The sequence below is a fragment of the Streptomyces sp. NPDC053367 genome (assembly GCF_044545925.1).
In the GTDB taxonomy this organism is placed as follows: domain Bacteria; phylum Actinomycetota; class Actinomycetes; order Streptomycetales; family Streptomycetaceae; genus Streptomyces.
On the sequence record NZ_JBITYN010000006.1, the window covers coordinates 434,772 to 453,459 of the forward strand.

Here is an 18,688-nt window from a genome sequence, read left to right on the forward strand (position 1 = left end):
TCCCCGATGACGGACCTGCACGCCCCGCGCCCCGCCACGCCCGCTTCCCCAGCGGCCGGTCCCGTCCCGCCGGCCCGTGCCGACCACGCCCCCCGGTACGTCCCGCTCGGTGAGGTGTTCACCGGCTGGGTGACGCGCGACCCGCACGCCCCCGCGGTGACCGACGGCCGCCACACCTGGTCGTACGGCGAACTCGCCCGGCGGGCCGGCCGGCTCGCCGCCCACCTCGCCGCGAACGGCGCCGGACCGGAGCGGACGGTGGCACTGGTCCTGCCGCGCTCGATGGAACTGATCGCCGCCGAGCTGGCCGTGGCCCTGGCCGGTGCCGCGTTCCTGCCCGTCGACCCCGGCTACCCCGCCGAACGGCGGGAACTGATGCTCTCCGACGCCGCACCGGCCGTCGTCCTGGACGACCTCGACCGGGTCCGCGCACTACTGGACGACGACGAGGACCCGGAGGCGACCGCGCCCGCGCCCCGGGTACTCCCCGATCACGCCGCGTACGTCATCTTCACCTCCGGCTCCACCGGCACCCCCAAGGGCGTCACCGTCACCCACCGGGGCATCGCCGGTTTCGCCGCGGCGGCCGCCGAACGCTACGCCGTCGGCCCCGGCGACCGTGTGCTGCAGTTCTCCTCTCCCAGCTTCGACGCCTCCGTGCTGGAGCTGTTCATCTCCGTGCTGTCCGGCGCCACGCTGGTCGTCCCGCCGCACGGGCCATGGCTGGGCGACGAACTGGCCGCCGTCCTGGCCGAACACCGCATCACCCACACCCTCATACCGCCGGCGGCCCTCGCCACCCTGCCCGACCCGGCGGACCTCGGCGGCCTTCCGTCGCTGCGCACCCTGATCGTCGGCGCCGAGGCGTGCCCGGCCGCCCTCGTCGACCGGTGGGCCCCCGGCCGCCGCATGATCAACTCCTACGGGCCGACCGAGGCCACCATCGTCGCCACCTGGACCGGACCCCTGACCGCCGGCACCGGGACGCCCACCATCGGCGGCCCGCTGCCCGGCACCGAGGCCCACGTCCTGGACGCGGCACTGCGCCCGGTGCCGCCCGGCGGCGAGGGCGAACTGTACGTGGGCGGCGACGGTCTGGCCCGCGGCTACCTCGACCGCCCCGGACTGACCGCGACACGCTTCGTCGCCCACCCCTCCGGGCCGGCCGGCGCCCGTCTCTACCGCACCGGCGACCGGGTTCGCCGGCGCGACGACGGCGAGCTGGAGTTCCTCGGCCGCGCCGACCGGCAGGTCAAGGTGCGCGGCTTCCGCATCGAACCCGGCGAGATCGAGGCCGCCCTGACCCGGGACGCGCAGGTCCGCGAGGCCGTCGTCGTGGTCCGTGACCAGGACCCCGGCCGCGGCCGGCTCATCGGCTACGTCACCCCCGCCGACCCCGCCCGCAGCCCCGAGCCGGCCCGGCTGCGCGCCGCCCTCGCCGCCGCGCTGCCCGCGCACATGGTGCCCTCCGCGATCGTCGTGCTGGACGCGCTGCCGCTCACCCCGCAGAACAAGATCGACCTCAGGGCACTGCCCGCACCCGGCGCGGCGCCGGCCGAGCGGCACGTCGCACCGCGCACCGACGGCGAACGGACCCTGGCCGCGATCTGGGCCGACGTCCTCGGCGTCGACACCGTCGGCATCGACGACGACTTCTTCGACCTCGGCGGCGACTCGATCCTCGCGGCCCGCGTGCTGACCCGCGTCCGGGAGGCGTCCGGCGCCCGGCTCACCCTGCGCGACGTGTTCACCGCCCGGACCGTCGGCGCGCTCGCCCCCCTGACCGCCGAGCCGTCCGCCGCCCCGCCGGAGCCGATCCCCGCCGCCCCGCGCTCACAACCCGTCCCGCTCTCCAGCGCCCAGCGGCGCCTGTGGTTCCTCGACGACCTCACCGACGGCGGCACCGAGTACAACACCGGCGTCGCGCTGCGCCTGCGCGGCCCCCTCGACACGCCGGCCCTGGACCGCGCCCTGCACCGGCTCGCCGCCCGCCACGACTCCCTGCGCACCACCTTCGCCACGGTCGACGGGCAGGGCGTCCAACTCGTCGCCCCCGAGCCGGCCTTGCCGCTGCGCACCGCCGACGTCGGGCACGTGCCCGCCGACCGGCGGGACAGCGCCGTCGAGCGCCTGCTGACCGAGGAACTGCGCCGCCCCCACGACCTGACGACCGGACCCCTGACGCGCGCGCTGCTCGTCCGCAGGGCACCCGAGGACCACGTGTTGCTGCTGGCCCAGCACCACATCGTCACCGACGGCTGGTCGGTCGGCGTCCTCACCCGGGACCTGGCCGCGCTCTACCGCTCGGAGGCCGCCGGCGAACCCGACGGGCTGCCCGAACAGGACGTGCAGTATCCGGACTTCGCGCTGTGGGAGCGCGGGCGGCACACTGCCGACGCCCACGCCGACGACCTCGCCTACTGGAGGCGCCACCTCGCCGGCCTCCAGCAGCTGGAGCTGCCCACCGACCGGCCGCGCCCCGCGGTGCGCACCACCGCGGGCGCCGCCCACCGCCAGGACATACCGAGCCACCTGGTGGACCGGCTGCGGCAGCTGGCCGCGGGCCGCGACACCACCGTCTTCACGGTGTTCGCCGCGGCGGCGGCCGTGCTGTTCGCCCGCTACTCGGGACAGCGGGACGTCGCCTTCGGCACCGTCACCAACGGCCGGGACCGCCGCGAACTCGAGGACGTGACCGGCTTCTTCGCCAACACCGTCGTGCTGCGCGGCGAGGTCGACGACGCCGCCACGGTCGACCGGTTCGTGCAGAGCATGCGCGCGACCGTGCTGGACGCGTTCGCCCACGACGGCGTGCCCTTCGACCGGGTGGTCGAGGAGCTGGCCCCGCCCCGCGACCCCAGCCGCACCCCGCTGGTGCAGGCACTGGTGGTCCAGCAGGCCGCCCCCGCCCGGCCGCCGGCCGCCGCCGGACTGCGCATCGAGGACCACCCGCTGCCCCGCCCGGCCGCCCGCTTCGACCTGGTGCTGGAGTTCGCGCCGCGCGCCGACGGCGGCCACGAGCTGACGGTCGAGTACAACACCGACCTGTTCGACGCGGCGACCGTGGCCCGGATGGCCCGGCAACTGCGCCACCTGCTCGAAGGGATGGCGGACGGCCCCCAGCGGACGCTCGCCGACCTCCCGCTGCTGTCCGACGACGAGCGGCGCGCGCTCCTCGACTCCTGGAACCCGCCCGCGGCGGCCGCGGACCCGGCCGCCGACACCACGCTCCCCGCGCTGTTCGAGGAGCAGGTGACAAGGACGCCCGACCGGACCGCCGTGACCTGCGGCGACGCCCGGCTGGACTACGCCGGCCTGAACCGGCGCGCCAACCGTCTCGCCCGCCTGCTCGCCGCGCGCGGCGCGGGACCGGAGTCCCTCGTCGCGCTGTGCCTGCCGCGCAGCGCCGGCCTGCTGCCGGTGCTGTGGGCCGTCCTGAAGTCGGGCGCCGGCTACCTGCCCGTCGACCCCGCCTACCCGGCCGAGCGCATTCGCTTCATGCTCACCGACGCGGCCCCCGCCCTCGTCCTCGCCACCCGGGAGACCGCGCACGCGCTGCCCGAGGACTGCGAGCCGTTGCTGCTGGAGGACGTGGCACCCTTCGTCACCGACGCCGCAGCCGACGCCCCGGCCGGTACCGCGGTCGGCCTCGCGGACCCGACCGGCGCCGAAGCCGACTTCACCGAGGCGGCCGGTGGCGACGCCACCGCCGACCTCACCGACGCCGACCGCACGGCACCCCTCCACCCGTCCCACCCCGCCTACGTCATCTACACCTCCGGTTCCACCGGCCGGCCCAAGGGCGTGGTCGTCACCCACCGCAGCGTGGCCGCGCTGGCAGCCTGGGCCCGGGACACGTTCGGAGCGCGCGGCTTCTCCCACGTCGTCGCCTCCACCTCCCTCAACTTCGACGTGTCCGTCTTCGAGCTGCTGTGCCCGCTGCTGGCCGGCGGCAGCGTCGACGTCGTCGCCGACCTGGCCGTCCTCGCCGGCCTCCCCGCTCCAGCCGACGGCTCCGGCCCGCGCCGGGCCGGGCTGCTCAGCGGTGTGCCCTCCGCGCTGTCCCGGGTGTTCGGCGGCGCCGGCGCCCTGGAGGCGGACACCGTCGTCCTGGCCGGCGAGGCCCTGCCCGCCCGGACCGTACGGGACATCAGGGACGCCATGCCCGCCGCCGAGGTGGCGAACATCTACGGCCCCACCGAGGCCACCGTCTACGCCACCGCCTGGTTCGCCGGCGGCACCGTCCCCGACCAGGCCCCGCCCATAGGGCGCCCCGTCGCCCGCACCCGCGCCTACGTCCTGGACCACCTGCTGCGCCCCCAGCCGCCCGGCGTCACCGGCGAGCTGTACCTCGGCGGCGGCGGACTCGCGCGCGGGTACCTGCACCGGCCCGGCCTGACCGCCACCCGCTTCGTCGCCGACCCGTTCGGCGCTCCTGGGGAGCGCATGTACCGCACGGGCGACCTGGTGCGCTGGAGCGCCGACGGCCAGCTGGAGTACCTGGGCCGCGTCGACCAGCAGGTCAAGGTGCGCGGCTTCCGCATCGAACTCGGCGAGGTCGAGGAGGCCCTGCGCGGCTGCGCGGGCGTCGCCGAGGCCGCCGCCACCGTCCGCGACGCCGACGGCCACCGCCGCCTCGCCGGATACGTCGTGCCCGCCCCCGGCGCCACCGTGGAGCCCGAGGCCGTACGCCGTGCCCTCGGGCGCACCCTGCCCGACCACATGGTCCCCTCGGCCGTCGTGGTGCTGCCCGCCCTGCCGCTCAACCCCAACGGCAAGCTGGACCGCGGCCGGCTCCCCGACCCGGCACCCGCCGAACGCGCCGCCCGTCACGTCGCGCCCCGCACCGCCACCGAACGGACCCTGGCCGCCATCTGGGCCGGTGTCCTGCACATGGAGCGGGTCGGCGCGGACGACAACTTCTTCGCACTGGGCGGCGACTCCATCCTCAGCATCCAGGTCGTGGCCCAGGCCCGGCAGGCGGGCCTGACGATCAGCTCGCGGGACCTCTACCGGCACCAGACGCTCGCCGCCCTGGCCCGCCGCGCCGACGAGGCCGGCACCCGGCGCGGGGCAGCCCCGGCCGCCCCCGCCGAGGCCACCGGCACCGCGCCGCCGACCCCCATCCAGCACTGGCTGTTCGACAGCGCCGCCGAGCGGGCCGGGCACTTCGCCCAGACGCTGTCGCTGGACCTGCCCGCCGACGTCGACGAGAGCGCGCTGCAGGCCGCCCTGGACGACGTGGTCGCCCACCACGACGCGTTGCGGTCCCGCTTCCTGGCCGACGGCCAAGGCGTACGGTGGCTGATCGACGGCCCGGGCGCGCGCTGCCGCCTCACCCGCCACACCGGTCCGGACACCGACGCCCCGCACCTCGGCCCGTACGACCTGGACCACGGTCCGCTGCTGCGCGCCGTCCTGCACGACCGGGGCGACGGACGGCCGCCCGTCCTGCACCTGTCCGTGCACCACCTCGTCGTGGACGGCGTCTCCTGGCGCCTGCTCCTCGAAGACCTCGAACGCGCCTACGACGCCCGCCGCGAGGGCCGCGACGGCGCGGCCGCGCTGCCCCGCAAGTCCTCCCCGCTGCGGCAGTGGGCCGAGCGGCTGGCCGCGCACACCGCCGCGGGCGGCTTCGCCGCGGAGAAGGCCTACTGGACCCGGGAGACCGAGGAAGCCCGGGCGGTGCTGCCCGTGGACCTGGAGGGCGCCAACACCTACGCCTCCCAGCGCTCGGTGACGGTGCGGATCGGCCCGGAGGACACCGACCTGCTGCTGCGGACCCTCCCGGAGACGTACCGCACCCGGGCCAACGACGTCCTGCTCGCAGCACTCGGCCGGGTGCTGTGCGGCTGGAGCGGGCACCAGCGGGTCCTGGTCGACGTCGAAGGGCACGGCCGGGAGGACCTGTTCGCCGACGTCGACACCAGCCGCACCGTCGGCTGGTTCACCACCCGCCACCCCGTCGCCCTGGCCGTCCCGCCCGAGGCCGGCTGGGACGGCGTGCTCAAGCAGGTCAAGGAACACCTGCGCGCCGTGCCCCGGCACGGCATCGGCCACGGCGCGCTGACCCTGCCGGGCCGCGACGGCGCACCGCTCCCGGCGACCAGCGCGCAGATCAGCTTCAACTACCTCGGCCGGTTCGGCCTGTCCGAGACCTCCGCCGACGGCCTGTTCCGTGGGCTGGCCCGTCCGCTGGAGCTGGACGCCGATCCCGCCTCGACGCGCCCGCACCCCCTGGAGGTGGTGGGGCGGCTCGACGGCGACAGCCTGGAGTTCACCTGGTTCTACTCCGACCGGCTGCACCTGCCGGAGACCGTCGCGGACCTCGCGGAACGCTACGCCGACGCGCTGGCCGGTCTCGCCCGGCACGCGGCCCGTCCCGGCGCCGCAGGCCGCACCCCCTCGGACTTCCCGCTGGCACGGCTCGACCAGAAGCACGTCGACCGGATCGCGGGGGAGGACCCGGCGGGCCTGGAGGACGTCCACCCGCTCACGCCCACCCAGGCCGGCATGCTCTTCCACCGGCTCTCGCAGGCCGACCGGGGCGTGTACTTCCAGCAGTTGACGTTCGTCCTGGACGGCGTGCCCGACCCGGCCGTGCTGGCCGACGCCTGGCAACGGGTCACCGACCGCACCCCGGTGCTGCGCGCGCGGGTGGTGTGGGAGGACGTGCCCGAGCCGCTGCTCGTGGTGCAGCGCCGAGCCGCCGTACCGGTGGAGTCGGCCGACTGGCGGGGCCTGACCGCCGCCGAGCAGGACGAGCGGCTGCGCGACCTGCTCGACCGGGACCGCGCCCGGGGCGTCGACCTGACCCGCGCCCCGCTCCAACGCCTGGTCCTGGCCAGGGTCTCCGACGCCGCGGTGCGCGTCGTGTGGTCCTTCGACCACCTGATCCTGGACGGCTGGAGCCTGTTCCAGGTCCTTTCCGACGTGTTCGCCTGCCACGCCGGCCTGTCCGGCACCGCAGCGGTGGCACTTCCCGAGCGCCGCCCGTTCCGCGACTACGTCGCCTGGCTGCGTGAGCACACCGACGGCACCGAGGGCGAACGGCACTGGCGCGCCCGCCTGAACGGCCTGGCCGAGACCACCGCGCTGCCCTTCGACCGCGAGCCCCGCGAGAGCCACCGCGCGGAGTCCACGGCGGCGGTGCGCGTCAACCTGCCCGAGGCCGTCACCAAGTCCCTGCTGGACGTGGCGAGGACCGCGGGCCTGACGGTCAACACCCTTGTCCAGGGCGCCTGGGCGCTGCTGATGAGCCGTCAGGCGGCCCGCAACGAGGTGGTGTTCGGCACCACCGTCTCCGGGCGGCCGCCCGAGCTGCCCGGCTCCGACGCCATCACCGGCCTGTTCATCGCCACCCTGCCCACCCGCGTGCGGGTGCCGCGCGACGAGCCGCTGCTCACCTGGCTGGCCCGGCTCCAGCAGGAGCAGAGCGAGGACCGCCGCCACGACCACGTGCCGCTGCACCGGATGACGGCGTACACCGACCTGCCCGAGCGGGCCGCCCTGTTCGACAGCATCGTGGTGTTCGAGAACTACCCGGTGGACGACGACCTCGCCGCCGCGCACGGCCTCGGGCTGACCGGCCTGGAGGGGATCGAGACCACCAACTACCCGCTCAGCCTGGTCGCCTACCCCGGCGCGGAGCTCACCCTGCGCCTCGGCTACGACCCGGACCTGTTCGACGCCGCCACCGTCGAGCGGATGGCCGAGTACCTCACCGTCCTGCTGGAGGGCTTCGCCGCCACCCCCCGGTCCACCCCCGCCCGGCTGTCCCTGCTGACGGCCGCCCGCCGCGAGCAGGTGCTGCACGCCTGGAACGACACGGCCACCGACGCGCCCGTCACGACCACCGCGGACCTCTTCGCCGCGCAGGTGGAACGCACCCCGGACGCCGTCGCCCTGCTGGCCGGCGACGAGCTGCTGACCTACCGCGACCTCGACGCCCGGGCGAGTGCCCTGGCCGGCCGGCTGGCCGCGCTCGGGGTGCGCCCGGAGGTCGCCGTCGGCGTGCTCATGGACCGCTCCACCGCCCTCGTCGTCGCCCAGCTCGCCCTCGCCCGCCTCGGCGGCGTGTACGTCCCGCTCGACGGCCGGGCCCCCGGGGACCGGCTGCGCACCATGCTCGCCGAGGCCGGCGCCGGCCTGCTCCTCACGGACGCCGAGTGGCACGCGACCGCCGCGGACCTCCTCCCCGCAGGACACGTCCTGCGCCCGGACCAGGACACCGACGGGCCCACCGCGGACCTCGCCACCGTGCCGCGCGTGCACCCGGACAACGTCCAGTACCTCATGTTCACCTCCGGCTCCACCGGCAACCCCAAGGGCGTGGCCGCACGGCAGCGGGACGTCGCCGCGCTCGCCCTCGACCGTGCCTTCGCGAGCCACGACCGCGTCCTCGTGCACTCCCCGCACGCCTTCGACGCGTCCACCTACGAGCTGTGGGTGCCCCTCCTGCGCGGCGGCACGGCCGTCCTCGCCCCGCCGGGAGAGCTGGACGCCGCCGCCGTACGCCACGCGATCACCGAACAGGGCGTCACCTGTGTGTTCCTGACGATCGGTCTGTTCCGCCTGTTCGCCCAGGAGGACCCCGGCTGCCTGCGCGGCGCCCGCGAGGTGTGGACCGGCGGCGAGGCCGTGCCCGGCGCCGCCGTACGGCGCGTGCTGGACGCCTGCCCCGACCTCACCGTCGTCGACGTCTACGGCCCCACCGAGACCACCACCTTCGCCACCCGCCGGCCCTTCCGCGCCGGTGACACCCTGCCCGCGGCGCTCCCCATCGGCCGCCCCCTCGACGACACCCGCGTCTACGTCCTGGACGGCGCCCTGCAGCCGCAGCCGCCGGGTGTGCCGGGGGAGTTGTACCTCGCGGGCGCCGGACTGGCCCGCGGCTACATCGGCCGCCCCGGCGCCACCGCGGCCCGCTACCTGGCCGACCCCTACGGACCGCCCGGCGGACGGATGTACCGCACCGGCGACATCGTGCGCTGGAGCGACGACGGCGACCTGCACTTCGTGGGCCGCGCCGACGACCAGATCAAGATCCGCGGCTTCCGCGTCGAGCCCGCCGAGATCGAGGCCCGGCTCACCGCCCACCCGGCGGTCGCCGAGGCCGTGGTGTCGGTGTCGCGGCACGAGGGACGCAAACGCCTGGTCGCCCACCTGGTGCCGGCCCCCGGCGCCGCCGTGCCGCAGACGGCCGAGCTGCGCGCCCACGTGGCCGCGGAACTGCCCGACTACATGGTCCCGGCCGCGTTCGTGCCCCTCGCCGAGCTGCCCCTGACCACGAACGGCAAGGTCGACCGGCGCCGGCTGCCCGCCCCCGAGTGGTCGGCGGCCGCAGACACCGCCCACCGCGCGCCGCGCACCGAGGCCGAGCAGGTGCTCGCCGGCATCTGGGCCGACCTGCTGGGCGTGGAACGCGTCGGCCTCGACGACCACTTCTTCATGCTGGGCGGCGACTCGATCGTCAGCATCCAGGTCGTCTCCCGGGCCCGCACCGCCGGACTCGCGCTGACCCCGAGGGACCTCTTCCGCCACCCCACGCTCGCCGCCCTGGCCGCCGCCTCGACCGGCGCCGCCGCGACCGTCGCGGGCACCGGCACGGTCACGGGCGAGGTGCCCCTCACCCCGATCCAGCACTGGTTCCTCGACGCCGAGCCGCCCCGCCCGGAGTACTTCAACCAGTCGGTGGTCGTCGAGACCGGCGAGGACGTCGACCCCGCCGCCCTGCACACCGCCCTCGCCGCGCTGTGGACCCACCACGACGCCCTGCGCGCCCGCTTCACCCGCGCCGCCGACGGCACCTGGCGCCAGGAGTACACCGCCGCGGACACCGAGGTGCCGGAGCTGCTGCGCACCCACGACCTGGGCGGCCACGACACCGAGGCCGCCGCGACGGCCGAGGCCCGCCTCACCCACGAGGCCCACACCGGCTTCCGCCTGGACACCGGGCCGCTGATCGCCGCGCGCCTGTTCACCGGCGGCGGCCGGCCCCCGCGCCTGCTGCTGACGGCCCATCACCTGATCGTCGACGGTGTCTCCTGGCGCGTCCTGCTGGAGGACCTGGAGACGGCCTACCGGCAGGCCAGGACCGGCGAGCCGGTGCGGCTGCCGCGGCGCACCACGTCCGTGCGGGAATGGGTGCGGCGGCTCACCGCCCGCACCGGCGAGGCGGACCTCGCCGCGCAGCGCGCCCACTGGGCCGACGTCTCCCGGTACTGCGCCGCACCCCTGCCGGTGGACCTCGACGGCGGCAACACCGTCGCCGACCTGCGCGCCGTGACCGTACGCCTGGACCGCCGGCGCACCGAGGACCTCCTGCGCAAGGTCCCCGGCGTGTACCGCACCCGCGTCGACGACGTCCTGCTGACCGCCCTCGGCCGCGTCCTGGCCGACTGGACCGGACGCGACACCGTCGCCGTGGGACTGGAAGGACACGGGCGCGAGGACCAGCACTTCGACGACCTCGACCTGTCCCGCACGGTCGGCTGGTTCACCAGCCTCTTCCCGGTCGCCCTCGCCCTGCCCGGCGGCGACTGGGGCGCCGCGCTGAAGGCCGTGAAGGAACAGCTGCGGGCCGTGCCCGACCGCGGGATCGGCTACGGCGCGCTGCGCCACCTCGCGGGCGACGAACACCTCGCCGGGGCACCGCTGCCCGGCATCAGCTTCAACTACCTCGGCCGGTTCGACTGGTCCGCCGCCGACGCCGAGCTGGTCCGGGCCGTGCCCGGCGGCCTGGACGGCGCCGAGGACCCCGGCGCGCCCCGGCCGCACCTGCTGGACGTGGTGGCCCGCGTCGAGGACGACCAGCTGGAGATCACCTGGCACTACAGCGGCGGCCGCCACCGCGAGGAGACCGTCGCCTCCCTCGCCGGGGGCATGCTGCGCTCCCTGGAGGAGATCGTCGCGCACTGCGCCGCCCCCGGGGCCGGCGGCCGCACTCCCTCGGACTTCCCGCTCGCCCGGCTCGACCAGGCGGCCGTGGACCGGATCGTGGGCGACGGCCGCGGCGTCGAGGACGTGTACCCGCTGACCCCGATGCAGGCGGGCATGCTGTTCCACAGCCTGCTGGACCCGCAGGGCCGCACCTACGTCAACCAGGTGCAGGTCGTCCTGCACGGCGTCACCGACCCGCACGCCCTCGCCGCGGCGTGGCAGGACACCGCGGACGCCAACGCGATCCTGCGCACCCGCCTGGTGTGGCAGGAGACCGCCGAACCCCTCCAGGTGGTGGAGAAGCGGGCCGCCGTGCCCGTCACCCACCACGACTGGACCGGCTGGAGCGCCGAGCGCCGCGCGCAGGAGACGGACGCCCTGCTCGCCGCGGACCGCGAGGCCGGCATCGACCTCGGCGCGGCCCCGCTGACGCGGCTCGCGTTGATCAGGCTGGCCCCCGACCGGGTGCGCATGGTGTGGACGTTCCACCACGTGCTGCTCGACGGCTGGAGCGCGGCCCAGGTGTTCGACGAGGTGTGCGAGCGGTACGCGGCCCGGACCGCCGGCCGCCGCCCGCAGGTGCCCGACCGGGCCCCCTTCGTCCGCTACCTGGAATGGCTGGGCGGCCAGGACACCGCCCGCGCGGAACGGCACTGGCGCGACACCCTCTCCGGGTTCGCCGTACCCACCGAGCTGCCCCGCGACCGGCGCCCCGCCGGTCGCGGGGCGTCCTCGTCGGGCACCGTGCGGGTGGCCCTCGGCAAGGAGGTCTCGGCCCGGCTCAGGGACACCGCCCAGCGGGCCGGCCTGACCGTCAACACCGTGCTCCAGGGCGCCTGGGGCCTGCTGCTGCACCACTACGGCGGTGGCGACGACGTCGTCTTCGGCACGACCGTGTCCGGCCGCCCGGCCGAACTGCCCGGCGTCACCTCGATGGTGGGCCTGTTCATCAACACCCTGCCCACCCGCCTGCGCGTCGACCGGCGCCGCCCCCTGCTGGAGTGGCTGCGCGAACTGCAGGCCGCCCAGTCCGAGTCGCGCCGCCACGACTTCGTGTCCCTCGCCCAGCTCCAGTCGTGGAGCGAAGTCCCCGGCGGCACCGGCCTGTTCGACAGCATCGTCGTCTTCGAGAACTACCCGTTCGACGCGGGCGCTCTGGCCCGTCACGGACTCGCCGTCGAGCAGGAACGCGACGTCGAGCCGACCAGCTACGCGCTCAGCGTGGTCGTCGCCCCCGGTGACGACGTCACCGTGAGCCTCGACTACGACCCGGCCGCCTTCGACGCGGCCACCGTCGAGGGGATCGGCGCGAGCCTGCGCACCCTGCTGGCCCAGTTCGCCGCCGACGCCGACCGCACCCTCGCCGACCTCAACCCCCTCGAACCGGACGACGGACGCCGCCTGCTGGACCGCCTCGCCGGACCCGGGGCGCCGCTGCCGCGGCGGACCCTCCCGGACGCCTTCGCGGACCAGGTAGCCCGCACCCCCGACGCGCCCGCCGTCACCTGCGGCGCCGAGCAGTTGACGTATCGTCAGCTCGACGGGCGCGCCAACCGGCTGGCCCGCCTGCTGATCGAGGCCGGGGCCGGACCGGAGCGGTTCGTCGCCCTGGCCCTGCCCCGCACCGCCGACCTGATCGTGGCGCTCCTCGCGGTCCTCAAGAGCGGCGCCGCCTACCTGCCCGTCGACCCCGGCTACCCGGCGGAACGCATCGCGTTCCTCTTCGAGGACGTACGCCCCGACGCGGTGATCACCAGCGCGGAGACCTCCGCACGGCTGCCGGAGGGCCCGTACACGCGGATCGCCCTGGACGACCCGGACTGGACGGCCCGGCTGGCCGCCGCGTCCGCCGCGCCCGTCGGCGACCGCGAGCGGCGCGGCAGGCTGCTGCCGGACCACCCGGCCTACGTCATCCACACCTCCGGCTCCACCGGCCGGCCCAAGGGCGTCGTCGTCCCGCACGCCTCCGTGGTGGCGCTGACCGACTGGGCCGCCGCCGAGTTCACCGGCCGCGGACTCGCCCACGTCGTGGCGTCGACCTCGCTCAACTTCGACGTGTCGGTGTTCGAGATCTTCTCGCCGCTGCTGGCCGGCGGCCGGGTGGAGGTCGTCCGCGACCTGCTGGCCCTCGCCGAGCGGTCCGGACCGTGGCGGGCCGGGCTGCTCAGCGCGGTCCCGTCCGCCCTCGGCCGGCTGCTGTCCGAGGACACCGTGCACGTGGGCGCCGACACCGTCGTCCTGGCCGGCGAGGCGCTGCCCGCCCGCGCCGTGCGGCAGGTGCGCGCGGCGGTCCCCGGCTGCCGGGTGATGAACATCTACGGCCCCACCGAGGCCACCGTCTACGCCACCGCCTTCACCTGCGACCCGGCCGACCCCGACCGGGTGCCGCCCATCGGCCGGCCCGTCGGCGGCGCCCGCGCCTACGTCCTCGACGCCCGCCTGCGGCCCGTGCCCGTCGGGGCGCCCGGCGAGCTGTACCTCGCCGGGACCGGGGTGGCCCGCGGCTACCTCAACCGGCCCGGTCTCACCGCCGGCCGCTTCCTCGCCGACCCCTTCGGCCCGCCCGGCAGCCGCATGTACCGCACCGGCGACCTGGTCCGCTGGTCCGCCGACGGCGACCTGCTGTACCTGGGCCGCACCGACGACCAGGTGAAGGTGCGCGGCTTCCGCATCGAACTCGGCGAGCTGGAGGCCGCGCTGGCCCGGCACCCGCAGGTCGCCGCGGTGGCCGCCCGCGTCGTGGAGCACGACGGCCACAAGCGCCTCGTCGGCTACGCCGTGCCCCGCGCCGGCGACCTCCCGGCGCCGGCCGAACTGCGCGCGTTCCTCGCCCGCACCCTGCCCGACCACCTGGTCCCGGCGGCCGTGGTGCCGCTGGAGCGGCTGCCGCTGGGCGCCACCGGCAAGCTGGACCGGCGCGCGCTGCCCGAACCGGTGTGGTCCGCCGCCACCCCGCAGGACACCGGCCCGCCGAGCACCGCGACCGAGCGGACCCTCGCCGCGATCTGGGCGCAGGTGCTCGGCGTGCCCGAAGTGGGCGCCACCGACAACTACTTCGCGCTCGGCGGGGACTCCATCCTCGGCATCCGGATCGTCTCCGCGGCCCGCCGCGCCGGACTGACCCTGACGCCCCGTCACCTGTTCGCCCACCAGACGATCGCCGAGCTCGCCGCCGCGGTCGACACCTCACCGGCCGGCCCCGCCACCGCCACCGCAGATCAGGGCCCCGTCGTCGGCGACGTGCCCCTCACGCCCGTACAGCACTGGCTGTTCGACGACCTCACCGGCGACCCGGCCCGCTTCACCCAGGCGGTCTCCTTCGAGGTCGCGCCCGGCACCGACGAGACGCTGCTGCGCGCCGCCCTCGCCGCCGTCCTGGAGCAGCACGACGCCCTGCGCATGCGGTACGAGCCCGCGGGCGACGGCCGGTGGCGGCAGGTCGGCACCCCGCCCGGCGCCGCACCGCACCTTCAGGTGCACCGCGCCCCCGAGGAACCGGGCGACGTGATCGCCGAGTTGTGCTCCGCGTTCGACCTGGCGGACGGGCCGCTGCTGAAGGCCGCCCTGTGCCACCGGGACGGCGACCGGCCGCCCGTGCTGCTGCTGGCCGCCCACCACCTGGTCGTCGACGCGGTGTCCTGGCGGGTGATCCTCGAGGACCTCGAGGCCGCCCACCGGGCGCTGCGCGCCGGCGAGACCCCCGACCTGGGCGCGAAGACCACGTCCTTCCGGGACTGGGCGCGGCGCCTGGCCGCGCACACCGCCGACGGCGGCTTCGACGACGAGGTCACCCACTGGAGCGCCCTGCACCCCACCGCCCTGCCGGCGGACCTCCCCGGCGGCAACACCGCCGCCGACGAGGAGACAGTGACCGTGGGCCTCGGCGCCGAGGAGACCCGGCGCCTGCTGACGGAGGTCCCCGACGCCTACCGCACCCGCGTCAACGACGTCCTTCTGACCGCCCTCGGCCGGGTCCTCGCCCGCTGGACAGAACAGGACCGGGTGGTGGTCGCCCTGGAGGGCCACGGCCGCGAGGACCTCTTCGAGGGCGTCGACCTCTCCCGCACCGTCGGCTGGTTCACCACCCTGTTCCCCGTCGGCCTTGACGTGCCGCGCGACGCCGACCTCGGCACCGCGCTCAAGACGGTTAAGGAGAACCTGCGGGCCGTACCGCGCGGGGGAGTGGGCTACGGCGCGCTGCGCCACCTGCACCCCGCGGGCCCGGACCTCCCCGACCTGCCGCAGGTGGGCTTCAACTACCTCGGCCAGCAGGACGGCGGCGTCGGCGGTGGCGGTCTGCTGCGGGCGCCCCACGAGGGCCTGACCGGCGGCATGGACCGCTCCGCGGAGCGGCCTCACCTCATCGACGTGCTCGGCCGGGTCACCGACCGGCGCCTGGAGTTCACCTGGTCGTACTCCCGGGCGGTGCACCGGCCGGAGACCGTCGCCCGCCTCGCCGAGGAGACGGCGGAGGAACTGCGCCGGATCGTCGCGCACTGCGCCGAGCCCGGCGCGGGCGGCCGCACCCCGTCCGACTTCCCGCTGGCCGCCCTGGACCAGGCCGCCGTCGACCGGCTCGTCGGCGACGGCCACGACGTGACGGACGTCTACCCGCTCACCCCCACCCAGACCGGCATGGTCGTGCACGGCATGGACGAGCCCGGCGAGGGCCTCTACGTCGAGCAGATCACCTTCGTCGCCGACGGCGTGCGCGACCCCGCGCTGCTCGCGCAGGCCTGGCAGCACGTCGTGGACGCCACGCCCGTGCTGCGCACCGCCGTCGCCCTGACAGGAGTCCCGGTGCCGCTGCAGACCGTGCACCGCCACGTCCCCCTGCCCGTCACCCGGCTCGACTGGAGCGGCCTCGGCCCGGCGGAGCAGGAGAGCGAACTGCGCCGCCTGCTCGACGAGGACCGCGCCCGCGGCATCGACCTGGCCCGCCCCCCGCTGCTGCGCGTCACCCTGATCCGGCTCGGCCCGGACGAGGTGCGCGTGGTGTGGACCTTCCACCACGTCCTGCTGGACGGCTGGAGCGTCTTCCACGTCCTGTCGGACGTCCTCCAGGCGCACGCCGCACTCGCCGCCGGGACCGAGCCCCGCCTGCCGGCCCGGCGGCCGTTCGCGGACTACGCCGCCTGGCTGGCCGGCCGGGACGGCGCCGCCGCCGAGGAGCACTGGAAGGCCGCCCTCGCCGGGTACGCCGCGCCCACCCCGCTGCCGTACGACCGCAGGCCCGCGCCCGGCGCCGCCGCCCGGTCGGGCACCTGGCTGTCGCAACGGCTCGACGCGGCCGGCACCGCCCGCCTGACCGACTTCGCCCGCCGCCACCGGCTCACCCTCAACACCCTCGTCCAGGGCGCCTGGGCGCTGCTGCTGGCGCGCTCCGGCGGCGAGCGGGACGTGTGCTTCGGCACCACGGTCTCCGGGCGGCCCGCCGACCTGCCGGGCGCGGACACCATCACCGGCCTGTTCATCACCACCCTGCCCGCGCGGGTCACCGTGGACGACTCCACGCCGTGCCCCGCCTGGCTGCGCGAGGTGCAGGCCGCCCGCGCCGAGGACCGGCGCTTCGACCACGTGCCGCTCACCGACCTGCACCAGTGGAGCGAACTGCCCGCCGGCACACCCCTGTTCGACAGCCTGCTCGTGTTCGAGAACTACCCGGTCGGCGACGCCACCGCAGGAGCGCACGGCGTGCGGGTGCACGGCCTCGACGCCCGCGAGGCGACCAACTACCCGCTCACCGTGGTGATCTCGCCCGGCGACGAGCTGACCGTGGAACTCGGCTACGACCCGCGGTACTTCGACGAGGCCACCGCCGACGCACTGGCCGCCCGGCTGATGCACACCCTGACCGCCCTGGCCGCCTCCGGCGACGAGGCCCCGCTGGGGACCGTGGACGTGCTGCCGCCGGCCGAACGCCACCGGCTGCTGCACGGACCCGCCCGCCCGCAGCTGGAGCCGCCGTCCCCGGCGACGCTGCCCGCGCTGATCGAGGCGGCCGTCGACCGGTGGCCCGGCGAACTCGCCGTCGAGTCGGGGGAGTCGACGCTCACCTTCGCGGAGGCGGAGGCCCGCGCCAACCGGCTGGCGCACCGGCTCATCGCCCGCGGGGCGGGGCCCGGCGACCTCGTCGCGCTGGTCCTGCCGCGCTCGGCGGACATGGTCCTCGCCCAGCTGGCCGTCGCCAAGGCGGGCGCCGCGTTCCTCCCGGTGGACCCCGGCTACCCGGCCGAGCGGGTCGCGCTGATGCTGCGCGACGCGCGGCCCGCCGTCACCCTGACCGCCGAGGAGGTCGCCGGCCTGCTCGCCGCACCTCCCGACGGCGCGCCGGACCACCGGCCCGCCGACCCCGACCGCGTCCGCCCGCTCCACCTCGACGACCCGGCGTACGTCATCTACACCTCCGGCTCCACCGGCACCCCCAAGGGCGTCGTCGTCACCCACCGGGGCCTCGCCGCGTTCGCCGCCGCCGAGGCCGCGCACTACCAGGTCGGCGCCGGGGACCGCGTCCTGGCGTTCGCCACGCCCAGCTTCGACGCCTCCGTGCTGGAGCTGTGCATGTCCCTGCCGCACGGCGCGTCCCTCGTCGTACCGCCGCCCGGACCGCTGCTCGGCGACGAACTCGCCAGTGTCCTGCGCGACGCGCGCATCACCCACACCCTGCTGCCGCCCGCCGCGCTCGCCACCCTCCCGCCGGACACCCCCGGCACCCTGCCCGACCTGCACACCCTGATCGTCGGCGCGGACGCCTGCCGGGCCGAGCTGGCCGCCCGCTGGGCACCGCACCACCGCATGATCAACTCCTACGGGCCCACCGAGGCCACCGTCGTCGCAACCTGGTCCGACCCGCTCGCACCGGACGGCGAGGCACCGCCCATCGGCCGCGCCCTGCCGGTCACCGCCGCCTACGTCCTCGACACCCGTCTGCGCCCGGTCCCGGACGGCGTGCCCGGGGAACTGTGGCTCGCCGGACCGGCCCTGGCCCGCGGCTACCTGCACCGCCCCGGCCTGACGGCGACGCGCTTCACCGCCGACCCGTTCGGCCCGCCCGGCACCCGCATGTACCGCACCGGCGACCTGGTCCGCCGCGACGCCCGCGGCGAACTGCACTACCTGGGCCGCACCGACCACCAGCTCAAACTGCGCGGCCACCGCATCGAGGCCGGTGAGGTGGAGGCGACCCTGGTGCGCCACCCGGCGGTCCTGGACGCCGTGGTGAGCGTGCGGGAGGACGAGCCGGGGCTGCCGCGCCTGGTGGCCCATGTGCTGGTCGCCCCCGGCGCCGAGCCGCCCGCCGGCGCCGAGCTGCGGGCCCTGGCCGCCCGCACCCTGCCCGGCCCCATGGTGCCCTCGGCGTTCGTGACGATGGACCGCTTCCCGCTCACGGAGAACGGCAAGACCGACCGGTCCGCGCTGCCGGCACCCGCCCCGGAGACGCGGCAGCCCGACGCCGCGCACGTACCGCCCCGCACACCCACCGAGGAGGCCGTCGCCGCCCTGTGGGAGGAGGCCCTGGAGACCACCGTGGGCGCCGAGGACGACTTCTTCGCCCTGGGCGGCGACTCCCTGCGCGCCCTGCTCATCGCCTCCCGCGCCAACGACACCTTCGGCGTGCACCTCACGCCCCGGGACGTCCTGGTGGGCCGCACCGTCGCCGCCCTGGCGGACCTGGTGGAGGAACAGGTGCTGAGCGAACTCGAAGACGCCGCACGCGGCGACAGCGACCACGAAGAACGGTGAGGAC

Annotated in this window: 1 protein-coding gene; it reads left to right on the forward strand. The window is 76.2% G+C overall.

Translation table 11 applies throughout. The features are described 5' to 3' along the window. The first annotated feature begins 6 nt into the window (after window positions 1-6). Complete coding sequence (locus tag ACIGXJ_RS19720) at window positions 7-18,684, forward strand: non-ribosomal peptide synthase/polyketide synthase (RefSeq protein WP_399646839.1); 18,678 nt, start codon at window positions 7-9, stop codon at window positions 18,682-18,684. The last annotated feature ends 4 nt before the right edge of the window (window positions 18,685-18,688 follow it).

Coding starts and splice junctions, on each gene's coding strand:
- ACIGXJ_RS19720 (WP_399646839.1), top strand. CDS start 7: ATGACGGACCTGCACGCCCCGCGCCCCGCCACGCCCGCTTCCCCAGCG.